The 19284-nt window shown below is 60.3% G+C and carries 16 protein-coding genes; 14 read left to right on the top strand and 2 right to left on the bottom strand.

Annotated features, from left to right (window positions below):
- Positions 1 to 181 precede the first annotated feature (181 nt).
- Positions 182 to 1471: a citrate synthase gene (gltA, locus tag ABEH27_RS19560; RefSeq protein WP_346615143.1), complete on the bottom strand. Its 1290-nt coding sequence runs from the start codon at positions 1469 to 1471 to the stop codon at positions 182 to 184.
- Between the two features lie 352 nt (positions 1472 to 1823).
- Here gltA and sdhC point away from each other — a divergent pair, with 352 nt between their 5' ends.
- From sdhC to ABEH27_RS19505, 11 genes are all read left to right on the top strand, one after another.
- Positions 1824 to 2210 carry a succinate dehydrogenase, cytochrome b556 subunit gene (sdhC, locus tag ABEH27_RS19555; RefSeq protein WP_012315350.1) on the top strand — a complete coding sequence of 129 codons (387 nt, stop codon included), beginning with the start codon at positions 1824 to 1826 and terminating at the stop codon, positions 2208 to 2210.
- A complete protein-coding gene (gene sdhD / locus ABEH27_RS19550; protein ID WP_027921320.1) occupies positions 2204 to 2572 on the top strand; it encodes a succinate dehydrogenase, hydrophobic membrane anchor protein in 369 nt (122 codons plus the stop codon). Before sdhC ends, sdhD begins: the two co-directional genes overlap by 7 nt.
- Positions 2573 to 2575: 3 nt before the next feature.
- Positions 2576 to 4348 (top strand): succinate dehydrogenase flavoprotein subunit, encoded by a 1773-nt coding sequence (gene sdhA, locus ABEH27_RS19545; protein WP_023533625.1) that lies wholly within the window; start codon positions 2576 to 2578, stop codon positions 4346 to 4348.
- Positions 4349 to 4359: 11 nt separating this feature from the next.
- Entirely contained in the window at positions 4360 to 5064 is a 705-nt protein-coding gene (locus tag ABEH27_RS19540; RefSeq protein WP_346615142.1) for a succinate dehydrogenase iron-sulfur subunit, read from the top strand.
- Between the two features lie 246 nt (positions 5065 to 5310).
- Complete coding sequence (locus ABEH27_RS19535) at positions 5311 to 8142, top strand: 2-oxoglutarate dehydrogenase E1 component (RefSeq protein ID WP_346615141.1); 2832 nt, start codon at positions 5311 to 5313, stop codon at positions 8140 to 8142.
- Between the two features lie 42 nt (positions 8143 to 8184).
- Entirely contained in the window at positions 8185 to 9408 is a 1224-nt protein-coding gene (gene odhB, locus ABEH27_RS19530) for a 2-oxoglutarate dehydrogenase complex dihydrolipoyllysine-residue succinyltransferase (protein WP_346615140.1), read from the top strand.
- Between the two features lie 96 nt (positions 9409 to 9504).
- Complete coding sequence (lpdA, locus tag ABEH27_RS19525) at positions 9505 to 10941, top strand: dihydrolipoyl dehydrogenase (RefSeq protein ID WP_346615139.1); 1437 nt, start codon at positions 9505 to 9507, stop codon at positions 10939 to 10941.
- A 172-nt stretch (positions 10942 to 11113) separates the two neighbouring features.
- Positions 11114 to 12280, top strand: a complete 1167-nt coding sequence (sucC, locus tag ABEH27_RS19520; RefSeq protein ID WP_008091914.1) for an ADP-forming succinate--CoA ligase subunit beta — start codon at positions 11114 to 11116, stop codon at positions 12278 to 12280.
- The gene (sucD, locus tag ABEH27_RS19515) at positions 12280 to 13164 is read left to right on the top strand and encodes a succinate--CoA ligase subunit alpha (RefSeq protein ID WP_172230032.1); all 885 of its coding nucleotides are present in this window, start codon (positions 12280 to 12282) and stop codon (positions 13162 to 13164) included. The genes sucC and sucD overlap by 1 nt, the downstream gene beginning before the upstream one ends.
- A gap of 372 nt (positions 13165 to 13536) precedes the next feature.
- A complete protein-coding gene (gene brnQ, locus ABEH27_RS19510; RefSeq protein ID WP_346615138.1) occupies positions 13537 to 14850 on the top strand; it encodes a branched-chain amino acid transport system II carrier protein in 1314 nt (437 codons plus the stop codon).
- Between the two features lie 181 nt (positions 14851 to 15031).
- Positions 15032 to 15781 carry a DUF599 family protein gene (locus tag ABEH27_RS19505; RefSeq protein WP_346615137.1) on the top strand — a complete coding sequence of 250 codons (750 nt, stop codon included), beginning with the start codon at positions 15032 to 15034 and terminating at the stop codon, positions 15779 to 15781.
- Between the two features lie 67 nt (positions 15782 to 15848).
- Here ABEH27_RS19505 and ABEH27_RS19500 read toward each other — a convergent pair whose 3' ends face one another.
- The gene (locus tag ABEH27_RS19500; protein WP_346615136.1) at positions 15849 to 16124 is read right to left on the bottom strand and encodes a hypothetical protein; all 276 of its coding nucleotides are present in this window, start codon (positions 16122 to 16124) and stop codon (positions 15849 to 15851) included.
- Between the two features lie 167 nt (positions 16125 to 16291).
- Between ABEH27_RS19500 and ABEH27_RS19495 the strand changes: the two genes are divergently transcribed.
- From ABEH27_RS19495 to htpG, 3 genes are all read left to right on the top strand, one after another.
- A complete protein-coding gene (locus ABEH27_RS19495) occupies positions 16292 to 16768 on the top strand; it encodes a PaaI family thioesterase (RefSeq protein ID WP_346615135.1) in 477 nt (158 codons plus the stop codon).
- On the top strand, positions 16765 to 17247 hold the full coding sequence (locus tag ABEH27_RS19490) for a PaaI family thioesterase (protein ID WP_346615134.1): 483 nt from the start codon (positions 16765 to 16767) through the stop codon (positions 17245 to 17247). Before ABEH27_RS19495 ends, ABEH27_RS19490 begins: the two co-directional genes overlap by 4 nt.
- A 70-nt stretch (positions 17248 to 17317) precedes the next feature.
- Positions 17318 to 19222, top strand: a complete 1905-nt coding sequence (gene htpG, locus ABEH27_RS19485) for a molecular chaperone HtpG (RefSeq protein WP_346615133.1) — start codon at positions 17318 to 17320, stop codon at positions 19220 to 19222.
- Positions 19223 to 19284: the final 62 nt, after the last annotated feature.

Raw genomic sequence — 19284 nt, 5'->3', positions numbered from 1 at the left:
CAATCTGATCAACCACCGCCAATTTAAAAGACAGTGAGTAATCTCGCTGTGTGCGCTTTACACCTTGCTCCATCTGACTCTCCGGAAATTCGGGATGGGAGGTGTAAACCTTATTCAGGACGGGACATGGCAATAAAAAAGGCTGCCCAAGGGCAGCCTTTTTGCGGTCGGCTCAGGGAGCTTACTTGCGGTCTTTCAGTTCGACGATGTCGCGCTGCAGCTCGCCGGTGTACAGCTGGCGCGGGCGGCCAATCTTGTACGGGCTGGAGAGCATTTCTTTCCAGTGCGAGATCCAGCCCACGGTACGTGCCAGGGCGAAGATCACGGTGAACATGCTGGTCGGAATGCCGATCGCCTTCAGGATGATGCCCGAGTAGAAGTCGACGTTCGGGTACAGCGAGCGCTCGATGAAGTACGGATCGGTCAGGGCGATCTCTTCCAGGCGCATGGCCAGTTCCAGCTGCGGGTCGTTCTTGATGCCGAGCTCACCCAGGACTTCGTCGCAGGTCTTCTTCATCACGGTGGCGCGTGGGTCACGGTTCTTGTAAACGCGGTGACCGAAGCCCATCAGCTTGAACGGGTCGTTCTTGTCCTTGGCCTTGGCGATGTACTTGTCGATGTTCGAAACATCGCCAATTTCATCGAGCATGGTCAGTACGGCTTCGTTCGCGCCGCCGTGGGCAGGGCCCCACAGTGCGGCGATACCGGCGGCAATACAGGCGAACGGGTTGGCACCCGAAGAGCCGGCCAGGCGCACGGTGGAAGTGGAGGCGTTCTGTTCGTGGTCGGCATGGAGGATGAAGATCTTGTCCATTGCCTTGGCCAGCACCGGGCTGATCGGTTTGATCTCGCACGGGGTGTTGAACATCATGTGCAGGAAGTTTTCCGCGTACGACAGGTCGTTGCGCGGGTACATCATCGGTTGGCCCATGGAGTACTTGTAAACCATCGCGGCCAGGGTCGGCATCTTGGCGACCAGGCGCACCGCGGAAATTTCGCGGTGTTGCGGGTTATTGATGTCCAGGGAGTCGTGATAGAACGCCGAGAGGGCGCCAACCACACCGCACATCACCGCCATCGGGTGAGCGTCGCGGCGGAAACCGTTGAAGAAGGACTTCAGCTGCTCGTGAACCATGGTGTGGTTCTTGACGGTGCTGACGAACTGGGCCTTCTGCTCGGCATTCGGCAGTTCGCCGTTGAGCAGCAGGTAGCAGGTTTCCAGGTAGTCCGATTGTTCGGCGAGCTGTTCGATCGGGTAGCCGCGGTGCAGCAGCACGCCCTGGTCGCCATCGATGTAGGTGATCTTCGACTCGCACGAGGCGGTCGCCATGAAACCTGGGTCGAAGGTGAAGTGACCTGTGGCCCCCAACCCGCGGACGTCGATTACATCAGGACCAACGGTGCCGGTTAAAATGGGCAGCTCGACGGGGGCAGCGCCCTCGATGACCAACTGCGCTTTTTTGTCAGCCATGTGGCCTCCTATTAATGCTTGAAATCATCAGACAGACCCCCCACGCAGGGCCCGCACCACTATAGAGAAGTAAATTTGAATGTCAATTTGCCTAAAGGCTGGTTGAAACCGGCTCTGAGGCCTGATTTTTCACGAAATTCTCGCCCATTTACGCCTTTTGTTCGCTAAAGGCAATGCGCTATTTGGGCTACCCCGTCACGTTGTCATAAGCAGCCTAACTGTCTATACTCGGCACCCGACTCCCAGGGGCTTGCAAGCCCGAACTGCTGGGTGTCGCCGTTCCCTGGGTGGTGGGTACCTGACCAGTACACTTACCAACAACTTTGCCCTGATTCGCTAGGGGCTCTTCAGTGTGAAAAAAGCCGTGAAAAGCCAACGACCTGTAAACCTAGACCTAAGGACCATCAAGCTTCCTGTCACTGCGTACACGTCCATTCTTCACCGTATCTCCGGCGTCATCCTGTTCCTCGGCCTTGCCATCATGCTTTATGCACTGGGCAAATCGCTGGGTTCCGAGGAAGGCTTCGGTGAGGTGAAGGCGTGTCTGACCAGCCCGCTGGCCAAGTTCGTGACCTGGGGCCTGTTGTCCGCCCTGCTTTATCACCTCGTGGCAGGTGTACGCCACCTGATCATGGACATGGGCATCGGTGAGACGCTGGAAGGCGGCAAGCTGGGCTCGAAAATCGTGATCGTCATCTCCGTGGTGCTGATCGTTCTGGTGGGAGTTTGGGTATGGTAACCAATGTCACGAACCTGTCGCGTTCGGGCCTCTATGACTGGATGGCGCAGCGCGTATCGGCGGTCGTTCTCGCGGCTTACTTCATTTTCCTGATCGGCTACGTGGTCTGCCACCCAGGCATCGACTACACCCAGTGGCATGGTCTGTTCTCCAACAACGCGATGCGGATCTTCAGTCTGCTGGCCCTCGTTGCCCTGGGCGCTCACGCCTGGGTCGGCATGTGGACCATTGCGACCGACTACCTGACGCCTATGTCGTTCGGCAAGTCGGCAACTGCGATTCGTTTCCTGTTCCAGGCGGTATGCGGCGTTGCGATGTTCGCTTACTTCGTCTGGGGTGTGCAGATTCTCTGGGGTATCTGATCCATGGCTAGCATTCCTACTATTTCCTTCGACGCCATCATCATTGGTGGCGGCGGTGCCGGCATGCGCGCAGCGCTGCAGCTGGCTCAGGGCGGTCACAAGACTGCCGTAGTCACCAAGGTCTTCCCGACCCGTTCGCACACTGTATCCGCCCAGGGCGGCATCACCTGCGCCATCGCTTCGGCCGACCCGAACGATGACTGGCGCTGGCACATGTACGATACCGTCAAGGGTTCCGACTACATCGGTGACCAGGACGCTATCGAATACATGTGTCAGGAAGGCCCGGCTGCGGTCTTCGAACTGGACCATATGGGCCTGCCGTTCTCGCGTACCGAAACCGGCCGCATCTACCAGCGTCCGTTCGGTGGCCAGTCCAAGGACTTCGGCAAGGGCGGCCAGGCTGCTCGTACCTGCGCAGCATCCGACCGTACCGGTCACGCGCTGCTGCACACCCTGTACCAGGGCAACCTGAAAGCCGGTACCACCTTCCTCAACGAGTACTACGCCGTTGACCTGGTAAAAAACCAGGAAGGCGCCTTCGTCGGTGTGATCGCGATCTGCATCGAAACCGGCGAAACCATGTACATCAAGTCCAAGGCCACCGTTCTGGCGACTGGCGGTGCGGGCCGTATCTATGCCTCCACCACCAACGCCCTGATCAATACCGGCGACGGTATCGGCATGGCCCTGCGTGCCGGTGTACCGGTGCAGGACATCGAAATGTGGCAGTTCCACCCGACCGGCATCGCCGGCGCCGGTGTACTGGTCACCGAGGGTTGCCGCGGTGAGGGTGGCTACCTGATCAACGCCCACGGCGAGCGCTTCATGGAGCGTTACGCGCCGAACGCGAAAGACCTGGCCGGCCGCGACGTGGTTGCCCGCTCCATGGTCAAAGAGATCATCGCCGGCAACGGCGTGGGCCCGAACAAGGACCACGTACTGCTGAAGCTGGATCACCTGGGTGAGGAAGTGCTGCACAGCCGCCTGCCAGGCATCTGCGAGCTGTCCAAGACCTTCGCCCACGTCGACCCTGTGGTCGCGCCGGTGCCGGTCGTTCCGACCTGCCACTACATGATGGGTGGCGTTGCTACCAACATTCATGGCCAGGCCATCACCATGGACGAAGAAGGCAAGGATCACATCATCCCTGGCCTGTTTGCCGTCGGTGAAGTGGCGTGCGTATCGGTTCACGGTGCCAACCGCCTGGGCGGCAACTCGCTGCTCGACCTGGTGGTGTTCGGCCGTGCGGCCGGTCTGCACCTGGAGAAGGCGCTGAGCGACGGCATCGAGCACCTCGACGCCAGCGACACCGACATCGATGTTGCCCTGAACCGCCTGAACAAGCTCAACGAGCGCTCCACTGGCGAAGACGTTGCCAGCCTCAAGCGCGAGCTGCAGAGCTGCATGCAGAACTACTTCGGTGTATTCCGTACCGGCGAATACATGCTCAAAGGTATCGAGCAACTGGCTGGTCTGCGCGAGCGTATCGCCAACGTCAAGATCAACGACAAGTCCCAGGCCTTCAACACCGCGCGTATCGAAGCGCTGGAGCTGCAGAACCTGCTGGAAGTTGCCGAAGCTACCGCCATTGCAGCCGAAGCCCGTAAAGAGTCCCGCGGCGCCCACGCCCGTGAAGACTTCGAAGACCGTGACGACGAAAACTGGCTGTGCCACACCCTGTACTACCCGGGTGTCAAGCGCGTTGCCAAGCGCGGCGTCAACTTTGCGCCGAAGACTGTTCCAGCCTTCGAACCAAAAATCCGGACTTACTAAGGGTGGCTGCTATGTTGAAAGTCGAAGTTTATCGCTACAACCCCGACACCGACGCGGCGCCCAAGATGGAGTCGTTCGACGTCGACACCGGCGGCAAGGACCTGATGGTTCTGGATGTGCTGGCGCTGATCAAGGAAAAGGACGAGGGTTTCTCGTACCGTCGCTCCTGCCGTGAAGGCGTGTGCGGTTCCGACGGCATGAACATGAACGGCAAGAACGGCCTGGCCTGCATCACTCCGCTGTCGGGCGTGGTCAAGGGCAACAAGCTGGTGCTGCGCCCGCTGCCGGGCCTGCCGGTCATTCGTGACCTGGTCGTCGACATGAGCATCTTCTACAAGCAGTACGAGAAGGTGAAGCCATTCCTGCAGAACGACACGCCGGCCCCGGCCATCGAGCGTCTGCAGTCGCCGGAAGAGCGTGACAAGCTGGACGGTCTGTACGAGTGCATCCTGTGCGCTTGCTGCTCGACTTCCTGCCCATCGTTCTGGTGGAACCCAGACAAGTTCCTGGGCCCCGCGGCCCTGCTGCAGGCCTATCGCTTCCTGGCCGACAGCCGTGACACCAAGACCCAGGAGCGCCTGGCGTCCCTGGATGACCCGTTCAGCGTGTTCCGCTGCCGCGGGATCATGAACTGCGTCAACGTTTGCCCGAAGGGTCTGAACCCGACCAAGGCAATCGGCCACGTACGTAACATGCTGCTGCAAAGCGGCACCTGATTCAAAGCGTTGTAACTGCAGTAAGCCGAGGTGCGGGTGGTGAGCCCGCACTGAGGTAAAACCTGAGCAAGGGCCCACAAAGCCCGCGCTCGATACCTATGAAGATATGAGACCAGCAGGGGCTTTCCGGGCTGGTACCCGGAAAATCAGCAAGATCCAAGTGGCGTGGTTCAGTCGCTGTGTTCGGACTTTTCCAGGTTTGCTGTGGCTCTCGCCGATCAGTCCCCTAATCGAGGGTGACCAAGCATGCAAGAAAGCGTGATGCAGCGCATGTGGGAAAGCGCCCACCTTTCAGGTGGTAACGCTGCATATGTGGAAGAGCTCTACGAGCTCTACCTGCACGACCCTAACGCTGTGCCAGAAGAGTGGCGCACTTACTTCCAGAAGTTGCCTGCTGATGGCAGCACCGCTACTGATGTATCGCACTCGACAATCCGCGACCATTTCGTACTGCTGGCAAAGAACCAGCGCCGCGCCCAACCGGTGTCCGCCGGGAGCGTGAGCAGTGAACACGAGAAGAAGCAGGTTGAAGTTCTGCGACTGATCCAGGCCTATCGTATGCGCGGCCATCAGGCTGCCAAGCTCGACCCGTTGGGGTTGTGGCAGCGCCCTGCGCCCGTAGACCTGTCGATCAATCACTACGGCTTGACCAATGCCGATCTTGATACGACCTTCCGTGCCGGCGACCTGTTCATCGGCAAAGAGGAAGCGAGCCTACGCGAGATCGTCGAAGCGCTCCAGAAGACATATTGTCGCACCATTGGCGCCGAGTTCACCCACATCGTCGATTCCGAGCAGCGCAGCTGGTTCCAGCAGCGCCTCGAAAGCGTGCGCGGTCGTCCGGAATTCTCCGCCGACGTGCAGGCTCACCTGCTCGAGCGCGTGACGGCCGGTGAGGGCCTTGAGAAGTACCTGGGCACCAAGTACCCGGGCACCAAGCGTTTCGGCCTGGAAGGCGGCGAAAGCCTGATTCCGATGCTGGACGAAATGATCCAGCGCTCCGGCTCCTACGGCACCAAGGAAGTCGTGATCGGCATGGCCCACCGCGGCCGTCTGAACGTGCTGGTCAACACCTTCGGCAAGAACCCGCGCGAGCTGTTCGACGAGTTCGAAGGCAAGAAGATGAACGAGTTGGGCTCCGGTGACGTTAAATACCACCAGGGCTTCTCCTCGAACGTGATGACCACCGGTGGCGAAGTTCACCTGGCCATGGCGTTCAACCCGTCCCACCTGGAAATCGTCTCGCCAGTGGTTGAAGGTTCGGTGCGCGCCCGTCAGGACCGTCGCAACGACACCGTCGGCGACAAGGTGCTGCCGATCTCGATCCACGGCGACGCGGCCTTCGCCGGCCAGGGCGTGGTCATGGAAACCTTCCAGATGTCGCAGACCCGCGGTTTCAAGACCGGCGGTACCGTGCACATCGTGATCAACAACCAGGTTGGTTTCACCATCAGCAACCCGCTGGACGCGCGTTCCACCGAGTACGCCACCGACGTTGCCAAGATGATCCAGGCGCCGATCCTGCACGTTAACGGTGATGATCCGGAAGCCGTGCTGTTCGTGACCCAGCTGGCCATCGATTACCGCATGCAGTTCAAGCGTGACGTGGTCATCGACCTGGTCTGCTACCGCCGCCGCGGCCACAACGAGGCCGACGAGCCCAACGGTACCCAGCCGCTGATGTATCAGCAGATCAGCAAGCAGCGCACCACCCGTGAGCTGTATGCCGAAGCGCTGATCCAGGCTGGTCGCATCGACGCCGAGCGCGCTCAGGCCAAGATCGACGAGTACCGCAACGCCCTGGACAACGGCCTGCACGTGGTCAAGAGCCTGGTCAAGGAGCCGAACCGCGAGCTGTTCGTCGACTGGCGTCCCTACCTGGGCCACGCCTGGACCGCGCGTCACGACACCCGCTTCGACCTCAAGACCCTGCAGGACCTGTCGGCCAAGCTGCTGGAGCTGCCGGAAGGTTTCGTGGTTCAGCGCCAGGTTTCGAAGATCTACGAAGATCGCCAGAAGATGCAGGCCGGTGGCTTGCCGATCAACTGGGGTTATGCAGAGACCATGGCTTACGCCACGCTGCAGTTCGAAGGTCACCCGATCCGCATGACCGGCCAGGACATCGGCCGTGGCACCTTCTCGCACCGCCACGCGGTGTTGCACAACCAGAAGGACGCCAGCACCTACGTACCGCTGCAGAACCTGTTCCCGGGCCAGCCGCGCTTCGACCTGTACGACTCCTTCCTGTCGGAAGAAGCGGTACTGGCCTTCGAATACGGTTACTCGACCACCACGCCGAACGCGCTGGTGATCTGGGAAGCCCAGTTCGGCGACTTCGCCAACGGTGCGCAAGTGGTGATCGACCAGTTCATCACCAGCGGTGAGCACAAGTGGGGCCGCCTGTGCGGTCTGACCATGCTGCTGCCTCACGGTTATGAAGGGCAGGGCCCGGAGCACTCCTCCGCGCGCCTGGAGCGTTACCTGCAGCTGTGCGCCGAGCACAACATCCAGGTCTGCGTACCAACCACGCCAGCACAGATCTACCACCTGCTGCGTCGCCAGGTCATCCGTCCGCTGCGCAAGCCGCTGATCGTCCTGACGCCGAAGTCGCTGCTGCGCCACAAGCTGGCCATCTCGACCCTGGAAGACCTGGCAGAAGGCTCGTTCCAGACCGTGATCCCGGAAATCGACACCCTGGATCCGGCCAAGGTCGAGCGCCTGGTACTGTGCGGCGGCAAGGTGTACTACGACCTGCTGGAAAAACGCCGTGCCGAAGGCCGCGAAGACATCGCCATCGTGCGTATCGAGCAGCTGTACCCGTTCCCGGAAGACGACCTGGTCGACATCCTGGCGCCGTACACCAACCTCAAGCATGCCGTCTGGTGTCAGGAAGAACCGATGAACCAGGGCGCCTGGTACAGCAGTCAGCACCACATGCGCCGTATCCTGGGCCGCCACAACAAGGCGCTGGTCCTGGAATACGCCGGCCGCGACGCTTCTGCCGCACCAGCCTGTGGTTACGCTTCGAAGCACGCCGAACAGCAGGAAAAACTGCTGCAAGACGCCTTCACTGTCTAACGCCTTCGCGCACCTGAAACCGAATTTAAGGAAACACAGATAATGGCTATCGAGATCAAAGCCCCAACCTTCCCGGAATCGGTTGCCGACGGCACCGTTGCCACCTGGCACAAGAAGCCGGGCGAAGCCGTCAAGCGTGACGAGCTGATCGTCGACATCGAAACCGACAAGGTGGTCCTGGAAGTACTGGCCACCGCTGACGGCGTGATGGGCGACATCGTCAAGGGCGAGGGCGATACCGTCCTGTCCGACGAAGTCCTGGGTTCGATCGTCGAAGGCGGCGCTGCCGCCGCCGCTCCAGCGGCCGCTCCGGCCGCTGCTGCCCCGGCTGCTGCCGCTGCCGACGCTGGCGAAGACGACCCGGTCGCCGCGCCAGCCGCGCGCAAGCTGGCTGAAGAAAACGGCATCGACCTGGCTACCGTTGCCGGCACTGGCAAAGGCGGTCGCGTCACCAAGGAAGACGTGGTGGCTGCAGTCGCCAACAAGAAGTCGGCACCTGCCGCTGCGCCGGCTGCCAAGCCTGCCGCTGCCGCTGCTGCCCCGGTTGTGGCCGCCGCTGGCGACCGTACCGAGAAGCGCGTGCCGATGACCCGCCTGCGTGCCAAGATCGCCGAGCGCCTGGTCGAAGCCCAATCCAACATGGCGATGCTGACCACCTTCAACGAAGTCGACATGACCGAAGTCATGGCCCTGCGTTCGAAGTACAAGGACCTGTTCGAGAAGACCCACAACGGCGTGCGCCTGGGCTTCATGTCGTTCTTCGTCAAGGCCGCCACCGAAGCGCTGAAGCGCTTCCCGGCTGTCAACGCCTCGATCGACGGCAACGACATCGTCTACCACGGCTTCGCCGACGTCGGCGTTGCCGTCTCCAGCGACCGTGGCCTGGTGGTACCGGTACTGCGTAACGCCGAGTCGATGAGCCTGGCTGAAATCGAGAACGGCATCGCCACCTTCGGCAAGAAAGCCCGTGACGGCAAACTGTCGATCGAAGAAATGACCGGCGGTACCTTCACCATCACCAACGGCGGTACTTTCGGTTCGATGATGTCGACCCCGATCGTCAACCCGCCGCAGGCCGCCATTCTCGGCATGCACAACATCATCCAGCGCCCGATGGCCATCAACGGCCAAGTGGTTATCCGCCCGATGATGTACCTGGCGCTGTCGTACGATCACCGCCTGATCGACGGCAAGGAAGCGGTAACCTTCCTGGTCACCATCAAGAACCTGCTGGAAGATCCGTCTCGCCTGCTGCTGGACATCTAATCGCGCAGCTGTAAGCTGCAAGCCGCAAGCTTCAAGCCGAAGCCTGCTGGTCTTGCGGCTTGCAGCTTGCCGCTTGAAGCTAAAAAGGAATCTTTTATGACCCAGAAATTCGACGTAGTGGTGATTGGTGCAGGTCCTGGCGGCTATGTGGCTGCCATCAAGGCTGCCCAACTTGGTCTGAAGACTGCCTGTATCGAGAAATACACCGACGCCGAGGGCAAGCTGGCCCTGGGCGGCACCTGCCTGAACGTAGGGTGCATCCCGTCCAAGGCGCTGCTGGACAGCTCCTGGAAGTACAAGGAAGCCAAAGAGAGCTTCAACGTCCACGGTATCTCCACTGGCGAAGTGAAGATGGACGTCGCCGCGATGGTTGGCCGCAAGGCTGGCATCGTCAAGAACCTGACCGGTGGCGTTGCCACCCTGTTCAAGGCCAACGGCGTTACCTCGATCCAGGGCCACGGCAAACTGCTGGCTGGCAAGAAAGTCGAAGTCACCAAGGCTGATGGCACCACCGAAATCATCGAAGCCGAAAACGTGATCCTGGCCTCCGGCTCGCGTCCGATCGACATTCCGCCGGCTCCGGTCGACCAGAACGTCATCGTCGACTCCACCGGCGCCCTGGAATTCCAGACCGTACCTAAACGCCTGGGCGTGATCGGTGCTGGCGTGATCGGCCTGGAACTGGGTTCGGTATGGGCTCGCCTGGGTGCTGAAGTCACCGTCCTGGAAGCCCTGGACACCTTCCTGATGGCTGCCGACACCGCCGTGTCGAAAGAAGCTCAGAAGACGCTGACCAAGCAAGGCCTGGACATCAAGCTGGGCGCTCGCGTCACCGGTTCGAAAGTCAACGGCAACGAAGTCGAAGTCACCTACACCAACGCCGAAGGCGAGCAGAAGATCACCTTCGACAAGCTGATCGTCGCGGTCGGCCGTCGCCCGGTGACCACTGACCTGCTGGCCTCCGACAGCGGCGTGACCATCGACGAGCGTGGCTACATCTTCGTCGACGATCACTGCGCCACCAGCGTTCCGGGCGTGTTCGCCATCGGTGACGTGGTACGCGGCATGATGCTGGCACACAAGGCCTCGGAAGAGGGCATCATGGTCGTCGAGCGCATCAAGGGCCACAAAGCCCAGATGAACTACGACCTGATCCCGTCGGTTATCTACACCCACCCGGAAATCGCGTGGGTCGGCAAGACCGAACAAGCCTTGAAGGCCGAGGGTGTTGAGGTTAACGTAGGCACCTTCCCGTTCGCCGCCAGCGGCCGGGCGATGGCAGCCAACGACACCGGTGGTTTCGTCAAGGTCATCGCCGATGCCAAGACCGACCGCGTACTGGGTGTGCACGTGATTGGCCCATCGGCTGCCGAACTGGTACAGCAGGGCGCAATCGCAATGGAATTCGGCACCAGTGCCGAGGATCTGGGCATGATGGTCTTCAGCCATCCAACCCTGTCCGAAGCGCTGCATGAAGCAGCGCTGGCAGTGAATGGCGGCGCCATTCACGTAGCCAACCGTAAGAAGCGTTAATTATAAGAAACCACGGCGGGCTGCCCGTCGTGAGTCTTGCGTGCATGACTCACCGCGGAACGTTCGCCGGACCGAACTACACGGGAAAACCCGGGGTTGACGGTCACAGGTGGTGCGGCGCCAGCAATGGCGCAGCGCCGAAGCGCAGTACCTAACGAAGACGGTAAAAAGCATGAATCTTCACGAGTATCAGGGTAAGCAGCTGTTCGCTGAATACGGCCTGCCAGTTTCCAAGGGTTTCGCAGTCGACACCCCTGAAGCTGCAGCAGAAGCTTGCGACAAGATCGGCGGTTCCGAGTGGGTTGTCAAAGCCCAGGTTCACGCAGGTGGTCGCGGTAAAGCGGGCGGCGTCAAGCTGGTTCGCAGCAAGGAAGACGCCAAGGCGTTCGCTGCGCAATGGTTGGGCAAGCGTCTGGTAACCTACCAGACCGACGCCAACGGTCAGCCAGTGACCAAGATCCTGGTCGAATCCTGCACTGACATCGCCAAAGAGCTGTACCTGGGCGCTGTAGTCGATCGCTCGAGCCGCCGCATCGTGTTCATGGCCTCCACCGAAGGTGGCGTGGACATCGAGAAAGTTGCTCACGAAACTCCTGAGAAGATCATCAAGGCTACTATCGATCCGCTGGTCGGCGCTCAGCCGTTCCAGGGTCGTGAACTGGCATTCCAGCTGGGTCTGGAAGGCAAGCAAGTTGCTCAGTTCGCCAAGATTTTCGTAGGCCTGGCCAAGCTCTTCAAAGAGCACGACCTGGCCCTGCTCGAAGTCAACCCGCTGGTCATCAAGGCCGACGGCGACCTGCACTGCCTGGATGCGAAGATCAACATCGACGCAAACGCCATGTACCGTCAGCCTAAGCTGAAAACCTTCCACGACCCGTCGCAGGACGATCCTCGTGAAGCCCACGCTGCCAGCTTCGAGCTGAACTACGTGGCCCTGGAAGGCAACATCGGTTGCATGGTCAACGGTGCTGGCCTGGCCATGGGTACCATGGACATCGTCAACCTGCACGGCGGCAAACCAGCCAACTTCCTCGACGTAGGCGGCGGTGCCACCAAAGAGCGCGTTACCGAAGCGTTCAAGATCATTCTGTCCGACAGCAATGTCGCGGCCGTTCTGGTCAACATCTTCGGCGGCATCGTTCGCTGCGACATGATTGCCGAAGGCATCATCGGTGCAGTGAAAGAAGTCGGCGTTAAAGTTCCGGTCGTCGTTCGCCTCGAAGGCAACAACGCCGAACTGGGCGCTAAAGTACTGGCAGAAAGCGGTTTGAACATCATTGCGGCAACCAGCCTGACCGACGCTGCTCAACAAGTTGTCAAAGCTGCGGAGGGCAAGTAATGAGCGTCCTGATCAATAAAGACACCAAAGTCATCTGCCAGGGCTTCACCGGCTCGCAGGGTACTTTCCACTCCGAACAAGCCATCGCCTACGGCACCAAGATGGTCGGCGGCGTTACCCCAGGCAAGGGTGGCAGCACCCACCTGGGCCTGCCGGTGTTCAACACCGTCAAGGAAGCTGTGGAAGCGACCGGCGCTGACGCTTCGGTGATCTACGTTCCGGCTCCGTTCTGCAAGGACTCGATCCTGGAAGCGGCCTTCGGCGGCATCAAGCTGATCGTCTGCATCACCGAAGGCATTCCTACCCTGGATATGCTGGATGCCAAGGTCAAGTGCGACGAGCTGGGCGTTACCCTGATCGGCCCTAACTGCCCAGGCGTGATCACACCGGGCGAGTGCAAGATCGGCATCATGCCAGGCCACATCCACTTGCCAGGCAAGGTCGGTATCGTGTCGCGTTCCGGCACCCTGACCTACGAAGCCGTGAAGCAGACCACCGACGCCGGCTTCGGCCAGTCGACCTGCGTCGGCATCGGCGGTGACCCGATCCCGGGCTCCAACTTCATCGACATCCTGAAGCTGTTCCAGGAAGACCCGAAGACCGAAGCGATCGTCATGATCGGTGAGATCGGCGGTTCGGCTGAAGAAGAAGCTGCGGCCTACATCAAGGCCCACGTCACCAAGCCTGTCGTTTCCTACATCGCTGGTGTTACTGCACCTGCGGGCAAGCGCATGGGCCACGCTGGCGCCATCATCTCCGGCGGCAAAGGCACTGCGGACGAGAAGTTCGCTGCGCTGCAGGACGCGGGTGTGAAGACCGTGCGTTCCCTGGCTGACATCGGCAAGGCCCTGGCCGAGCTGACTGGCTGGGAAGCCAAGAAGTAAGTAACACGTAATACCCCCACGCGCACAAAGGCCACCTTCGGGTGGCCTTTGTCGTTTCTCTGGTGTAACTGCGCTTCAGAAAATTCGATTACCCCTATCAGGATTTTCAACCAGACATCCGCGTGATTCAGCAATAAATTGTCGTCTGAGACGGTCAACCAGACGACAAACATGTACGCACATCGGACAAGCAGCACTGTGCCAGTGCGTTTGTGGGGTAAAACGGTTAATCTACGCGTTCACTCTGTGCCCGTACCCCAAAAGGGAACGACACGCTAAACGGGTCTGGCCTATCAAGCCGGGCAGCATTTCCCTCATCCATGGGGAAATCCCTTCTCGAATCCCGATTTCAGCAGTGTGGTACTACCCTAAATGAAAGTTTTAAAAGGCCAGGATATCCTGGCACTTGGCTTTATGACGTTTGCGCTTTTCGTAGGCGCCGGCAATATCATCTTCCCGCCTATCGTTGGCCTGCAGTCCGGGCCGCACGTGTGGATGGCCGCACTCGGCTTCCTGGTGACTGCCGTGGGCCTTCCGGTCATCACCGTGGTCGCTCTGGCCAAAGTCGGTGGCGGCATGGATGCACTCAGCAGCCCGATCGGCAAGTTCTTCGGTGGCCTGCTGGCGGCCGTTTGCTACCTCTCGGTGGGCCCGCTGTTCGCGACTCCGCGGACCGCGACCGTGTCGTTCGAAGTCGGCGTGGCGCCGCTGACCGGCGAAAGCCCGTTGGCGCTGTTCATCTACAGCCTGGTGTACTTCATCGTCGTGCTGGCGGTTTCCATGTATCCGGGCAAGCTGCTTGATACCGTGGGCCGTTTCCTCGCGCCACTGAAGATCATTGCCCTGGCCGTATTGGGCATCGCTGCCTTCGCGCTGCCGGCGGGCAGCATTGGTGAGGCACAGCCAGCGTATGCTGCGGCGGCCTTCTCCAAAGGCTTCTCTGATGGTTACCTGACCATGGATACCCTGGGGGCTCTGGTCTTCGGTATCGTCATCGTCAACGCCATCCGTTCGCGTGGTGTCGAGTCGCCCAAGCTGATTACCCGCTATGCCATCATCGCCGGGCTGATTGCCGGTGTGGGCCTGGCGCTGGTGTACATCAGCCTGTTCCGCCTGGGTGCCACCAGCCACGACATCGCGGCTGACGCCACCAATGGTGCGGCGGTTCTGCACGCTTATGTGCAGCACACCTTCGGCTCGCTTGGCAGTGGTTTCCTTGCCGTGCTGATCGCGCTGGCCTGCCTGGTAACGGCCGTTGGCCTGACCTGCGCCTGTGCCGAGTACTTCAGCCAGATCCTGCCGCTGTCGTACCGTGCATTGGTGGTGATCCTGGCGGGCTTCTCGCTGCTGATCTCCAACCTGGGCCTGACCAAGCTGATCATGTTCTCGATCCCGGTGCTGACCGCCATCTACCCGCCATGCATCGTGGTGGTGGGTTTGAGCTTCGTCAAAGACCTGTGGAATTCGCCGACGCGCATCCTCGCGCCGGTAATGCTGGTGTCGCTGGTGTTCGGCATCGTCGATGCGGTCAAGGGCAGCAGCATTGCCCACGTGCTGCCAGACTTCATGGCGCACTTGCCGCTGAGCGATCAGGGCCTTGCCTGGCTGGTGCCTTCGGTGGTCACCCTGGTTGGCGCCGTGGCGTGCGACCGTATGCTCGGCAAGCCGCGCGAAGCGCTGGCATGATGCGTTGAAGCCCGCCGCTGGTACCGGCCACAAGCCGTAGGGTGCCAGCCGCAGGTCGATGCCCTGAACCCCGTATCCTCAAGGATGCGGGGTTTTTTGTTACAGGGGTGTGCCTTTCCGTGTTTGCGGGCGTCGAAACCCGGTCTCTATCCTTAGTGCACCTGGCCTTCGGGAGCCCTGCATGAATTTCATCCAAAGCAACCTCCACGATTTGCTGGCCGTCAGCTGGTTCGTCCTCTGCTGGGGCGGCTACACCCGCTACGCCATCTGGAAGGGCCGCGACACGGCCTGCCTGGCCAGTGTGCTGCACTTGTACCGGGAAGACTGGATGCGGCGCATGTTGCTGCGCGACAACCGCATCGCCGATGCCAGCGTGATCGGCAACCTGGAGCGTAACGCCTCGTTCTTTGCCTCCAGTACCCTGATTATCCTCGCCGGCATCCTCACCGTGCTGGGTGCCTCGGATCGCGCCTTGTCACTGTTGGCAGACCTGCCCTTGGTGCAGCAGGCGTCGCAGGGGATGTCGGAAATCAAGTTGCTGTGCCTGGCGGCGGTTTTCGTCTACGCTTTCTTCACCTTCAGCTGGTGCATGCGCCAATACAACTTCGCCGCCGTATTGGTAGGGTCCGCGCCAATGATCGGTGAGCGCCTGGTCAATGAACTCGAGCGCAAGGCGTTCGCTTCCCGCGCGGCGAGGGTGTTGTCGCTGGCGGCCAACCAGTTCAACTTTGGCCTGCGCGCTTATTACTTCGGCATGGCCATGCTCACCTGGTTCATCAGCCCGTGGTTGTTCATGGTGGTGAGTGTGGGTGTAGTGCTGATCCTGTATCGGCGCGAGTTCCATTCCGATGTGCTGGAAGTGATGGTATTCACGCCCACCGAAAGTGCACCGAGCGATGCCAGCAAAGAAAACGCCAGCATTAATACCTGAAACGTTTAATCGCTAAGTTGCAGGCACAAAAAAACCCGACACTGTCGGGTTTTTTTGTACGGCGCGATTACTGCTTGGCAGGCTCGGCAGGCGCGGTCGATGGAGCCGGAGTAGCCGGAGCGGCTTCTTCGGCAGCCTTCTTCTCGGCTTCGGCCTGATCTTTGGCGGCTTCGGCGTTTTCCTTGGCAGCGTCGTTCATCTTATCCTGAGCTTCGCCCATCTTTTCCTGGGCTTGCTCGGCGTGTTCTTGTGCGTCCTGGGCTTTGTCTTCGCTCGCTTTATCGCAAGCAGCCAGGCCCATGGCAGCAGCCAGCATCAGAGCAAAAGCAAATGGTTTACGCATGGGGGTGTTTCTCCTTGGTGGAATAAGTGACTTGTTCCTTCGAGTTCGCCCGTGCAGAAATAGTTCCGCATCAGTTACAGATATATAACACCGCGTTCTATATAGACTTTTTACCGGTTTTATGCCGCCGTGGCAGTAATCATGCGCATTGATCAGGGACACTACCAATGACCGATTCAACCTTGATGGCCATGGCCGAACGCTTCTTGTCGGCGCTCAGGCATTGCCAAGTATTGCACATGCAAGTGGCCCATGCGGATGCCGAGGGCATGACCCTGCTGTTGCCCTGGTCGCCTGCCATTGTCGGCAACCCGCAAACCGGCGCCGTGCATGGCGGCGCCTTGACCACGTTGATGGACACGACGTGCGGCATGGCCACACTTTGCGTGCTGCCAAGCTTTGAGGTGTGCCCGACCCTCGACCTGCGCATCGACTACATGCATCCCGCGCAAGCCGGTAAAGCCATCTACGGCCACGCCCAATGCTACCGGGTCACCCGTGACGTGATCTTTACCCGTGGCACGGCTTACCAGGATGACCCCAGCCAGCCGATCTGCCAGGTGGTGGGCACTTTCATGCGCCTGGGCCAGGGCATCAAAGGCGGTATCCGTTTCGGCAAAGACCTGAAAGAGGGCCGCGCATGATTCCGCAGGATGTCCGTAAACGCCTTAACGAGGCCCACGCCGTTGGCGATTATCAGCCATTGCTGGAACTGATCCCCTACGCCGGCCTGATCGGTATCGAGTGCGAGCGCCAGGGCGATGACCTGCTGTTCCGCCTGCCGGCCAATGCCGACAACATTGGCAACCCTTTGCTCCCGGCAGTGCATGGTGGCGTGATCGCCGGGTTCATGGAGCTTTCTGCCGCCTTGTACCTGCTTATTTACAGCGAGAGTGCGAGCATTCCGAAGATCATCGATTTTTCCATCGATTACCTGCGTGCCGGGCATTTTCGCGATACCTACGCGCAATGCCAGCTGTGGCGCCAGGGCCGGCGCGTGACCAACGTGGCGATCACCGCCTGGCAAGGCGATCGGCAAGCGCCGATCGCCACTGCACGTGCTCATTTCAAGATCGAACCGGAAAAGCCCTTGAAATCGTCTGGGCAGCCCCCATCTGCATGACATCCGCCGTTAACGCAGGCCGAATCGGCTGCCCGGCGCCCACTGCCATCAGATCGGAGTTTTGAAGACCATGAGTGTGGAAACACAAAAAGAAACCCTGGGCTTCCAGACCGAGGTAAAGCAGCTGCTGCACCTCATGATTCATTCCTTGTACTCGAACAAGGAAATCTTCCTGCGTGAGCTGATTTCCAACGCTTCCGACGCCGTCGACAAGCTGCGTTTCGAAGCCCTGGCCAAGCCGGAGCTGTTCGAAGGCGACAGCGACCTGAAGATCCGCGTGAGCTTCGACAAGGACGCCGGTACCGTGACCCTCGAGGACAACGGCATCGGCATGAGCCGTGAAGACGTGATCGCACACCTGGGCACCATCGCCAAGTCTGGCACTGCCGACTTCATGAAGAACCTCACCGGTGACCAGAAGAAGGACTCGCACCTGATCGGCCAGTTCGGCGTGGGCTTCTACTCGGCCTTCATCGTTGCCGACAAGGTCGATGTGTTCAGCCGCCGCGCCGGCCAACCGGCTGCCGAGGGCGTGCACTGGTCGTCGAAAGGCGAGGGTGACTTCGAGGTGTCCACGGTCGAAAAACCACAGCGCGGCACGCGCATCGTCCTGCACCTGAAGAAGGACGAGCTGGAGTTCGCCGATGGCTGGCGCCTGCGCAATGTGGTCAAGAAATACTCCGACCACATCGCCCTGCCCATTCAGCTGCCCAAGGAGCAGGCTGCCGCCGAAGGCGAAGAACAGCCAGCCGAAGAATGGGAAACCGTCAATCGCGCCAGCGCCCTGTGGACTCGTCCGCGTACCGAGATCAAGGACGAGGAATACCAGGAGTTCTACAAGCACATCGGCCATGACTTCGAAAACCCGCTGGCCTGGAGCCACAACAAGGTCGAAGGCAAGCTTGAGTACAACTCGCTGCTGTACGTGCCGGCCCGCGCTCCGTTCGACCTGTACCAGCGCGAAGCACCGCGCGGCCTGAAGCTTTACGTGCAGCGCGTGTTCATCATGGACCAGGCCGAATCGTTCCTGCCGCTGTACCTGCGTTTCATCAAAGGTGTGGTCGACTCCAACGACCTGTCGCTGAACGTTTCCCGCGAGATCCTGCAGAAAGACCCGATCATCGACTCGATGAAGACCGCGCTGACCAAGCGCGTGCTGGACATGCTGGATAAACTGGCGAAGAACGAGCCTGAACAATACAAGGGCTTCTGGAAAAACTTCGGCCAGGTGCTGAAGGAAGGCCCAGCCGAAGACTTTGCCAACAAAGAGAAGATTGCCGGCCTGCTTCGCTTCGCCTCCACCCACGACGACAGCGGCGAGCAGAGCGTTGCCTTGGCGGATTACCTGGCCCGCGCCAAAGAAGGCCAGGACAAGATCTACTTCCTCACCGGCGAGTCGTACGCGCAGGTCAAGAACAGCCCGCACCTGGAAGTCTTCCGCAAGAAAGGCATCGAAGTGCTGCTGCTGACCGACCGTATCGACGAGTGGCTGATGAGCTACCTCAACGAGTTCGACGGCAAGGCCTTCGTCGATGTCGCCCGCGGCGACCTGGACCTGGGCAAGTTGGACTCCGAAGAAGACAAGAAGGCCCAGGAAGAAGTCGCCAAGGACAAGGAAGGCCTGGTCGAGCGCCTGAAAGGTGCGCTGGGTGACAGCGTCGCTGAAGTGCGTGTGTCCCACCGCCTGACCGACTCGCCGGCGATCCTCGCCATCGGCGAGCAGGACCTGGGCCTGCAGATGCGCCAGATCCTCGAAGCCAGCGGGCAGAAGGTGCCGGACTCCAAGCCGATCTTCGAATTCAACCCGACCCACCCGCTGATCGAGAAGCTCGACAACGAGCAAAGCGAAGACCGCTTCGCCGAGCTGTCGCACATCCTGTTCGATCAGGCGGCGCTGGCGGCCGGTGATAGCCTGAAGGACCCGGCGGCTTACGTTCGTCGCCTGAACAAGCTGCTGGTCGAGCTGTCTGCTTGAGTTGATGCAAAGGAAAGCCCGCTTCGGCGGGCTTTTTTCATGGTGAAGCCTTAAGGAGTGCT

This window comes from Pseudomonas sp. P39-UII1, assembly GCF_039672635.1.
GTDB lineage: Bacteria > Pseudomonadota > Gammaproteobacteria > Pseudomonadales > Pseudomonadaceae > Aquipseudomonas.
Note: the sequence above shows the minus strand (reverse complement) of the source record. Positions and strands in the feature narration are given on the sequence as shown.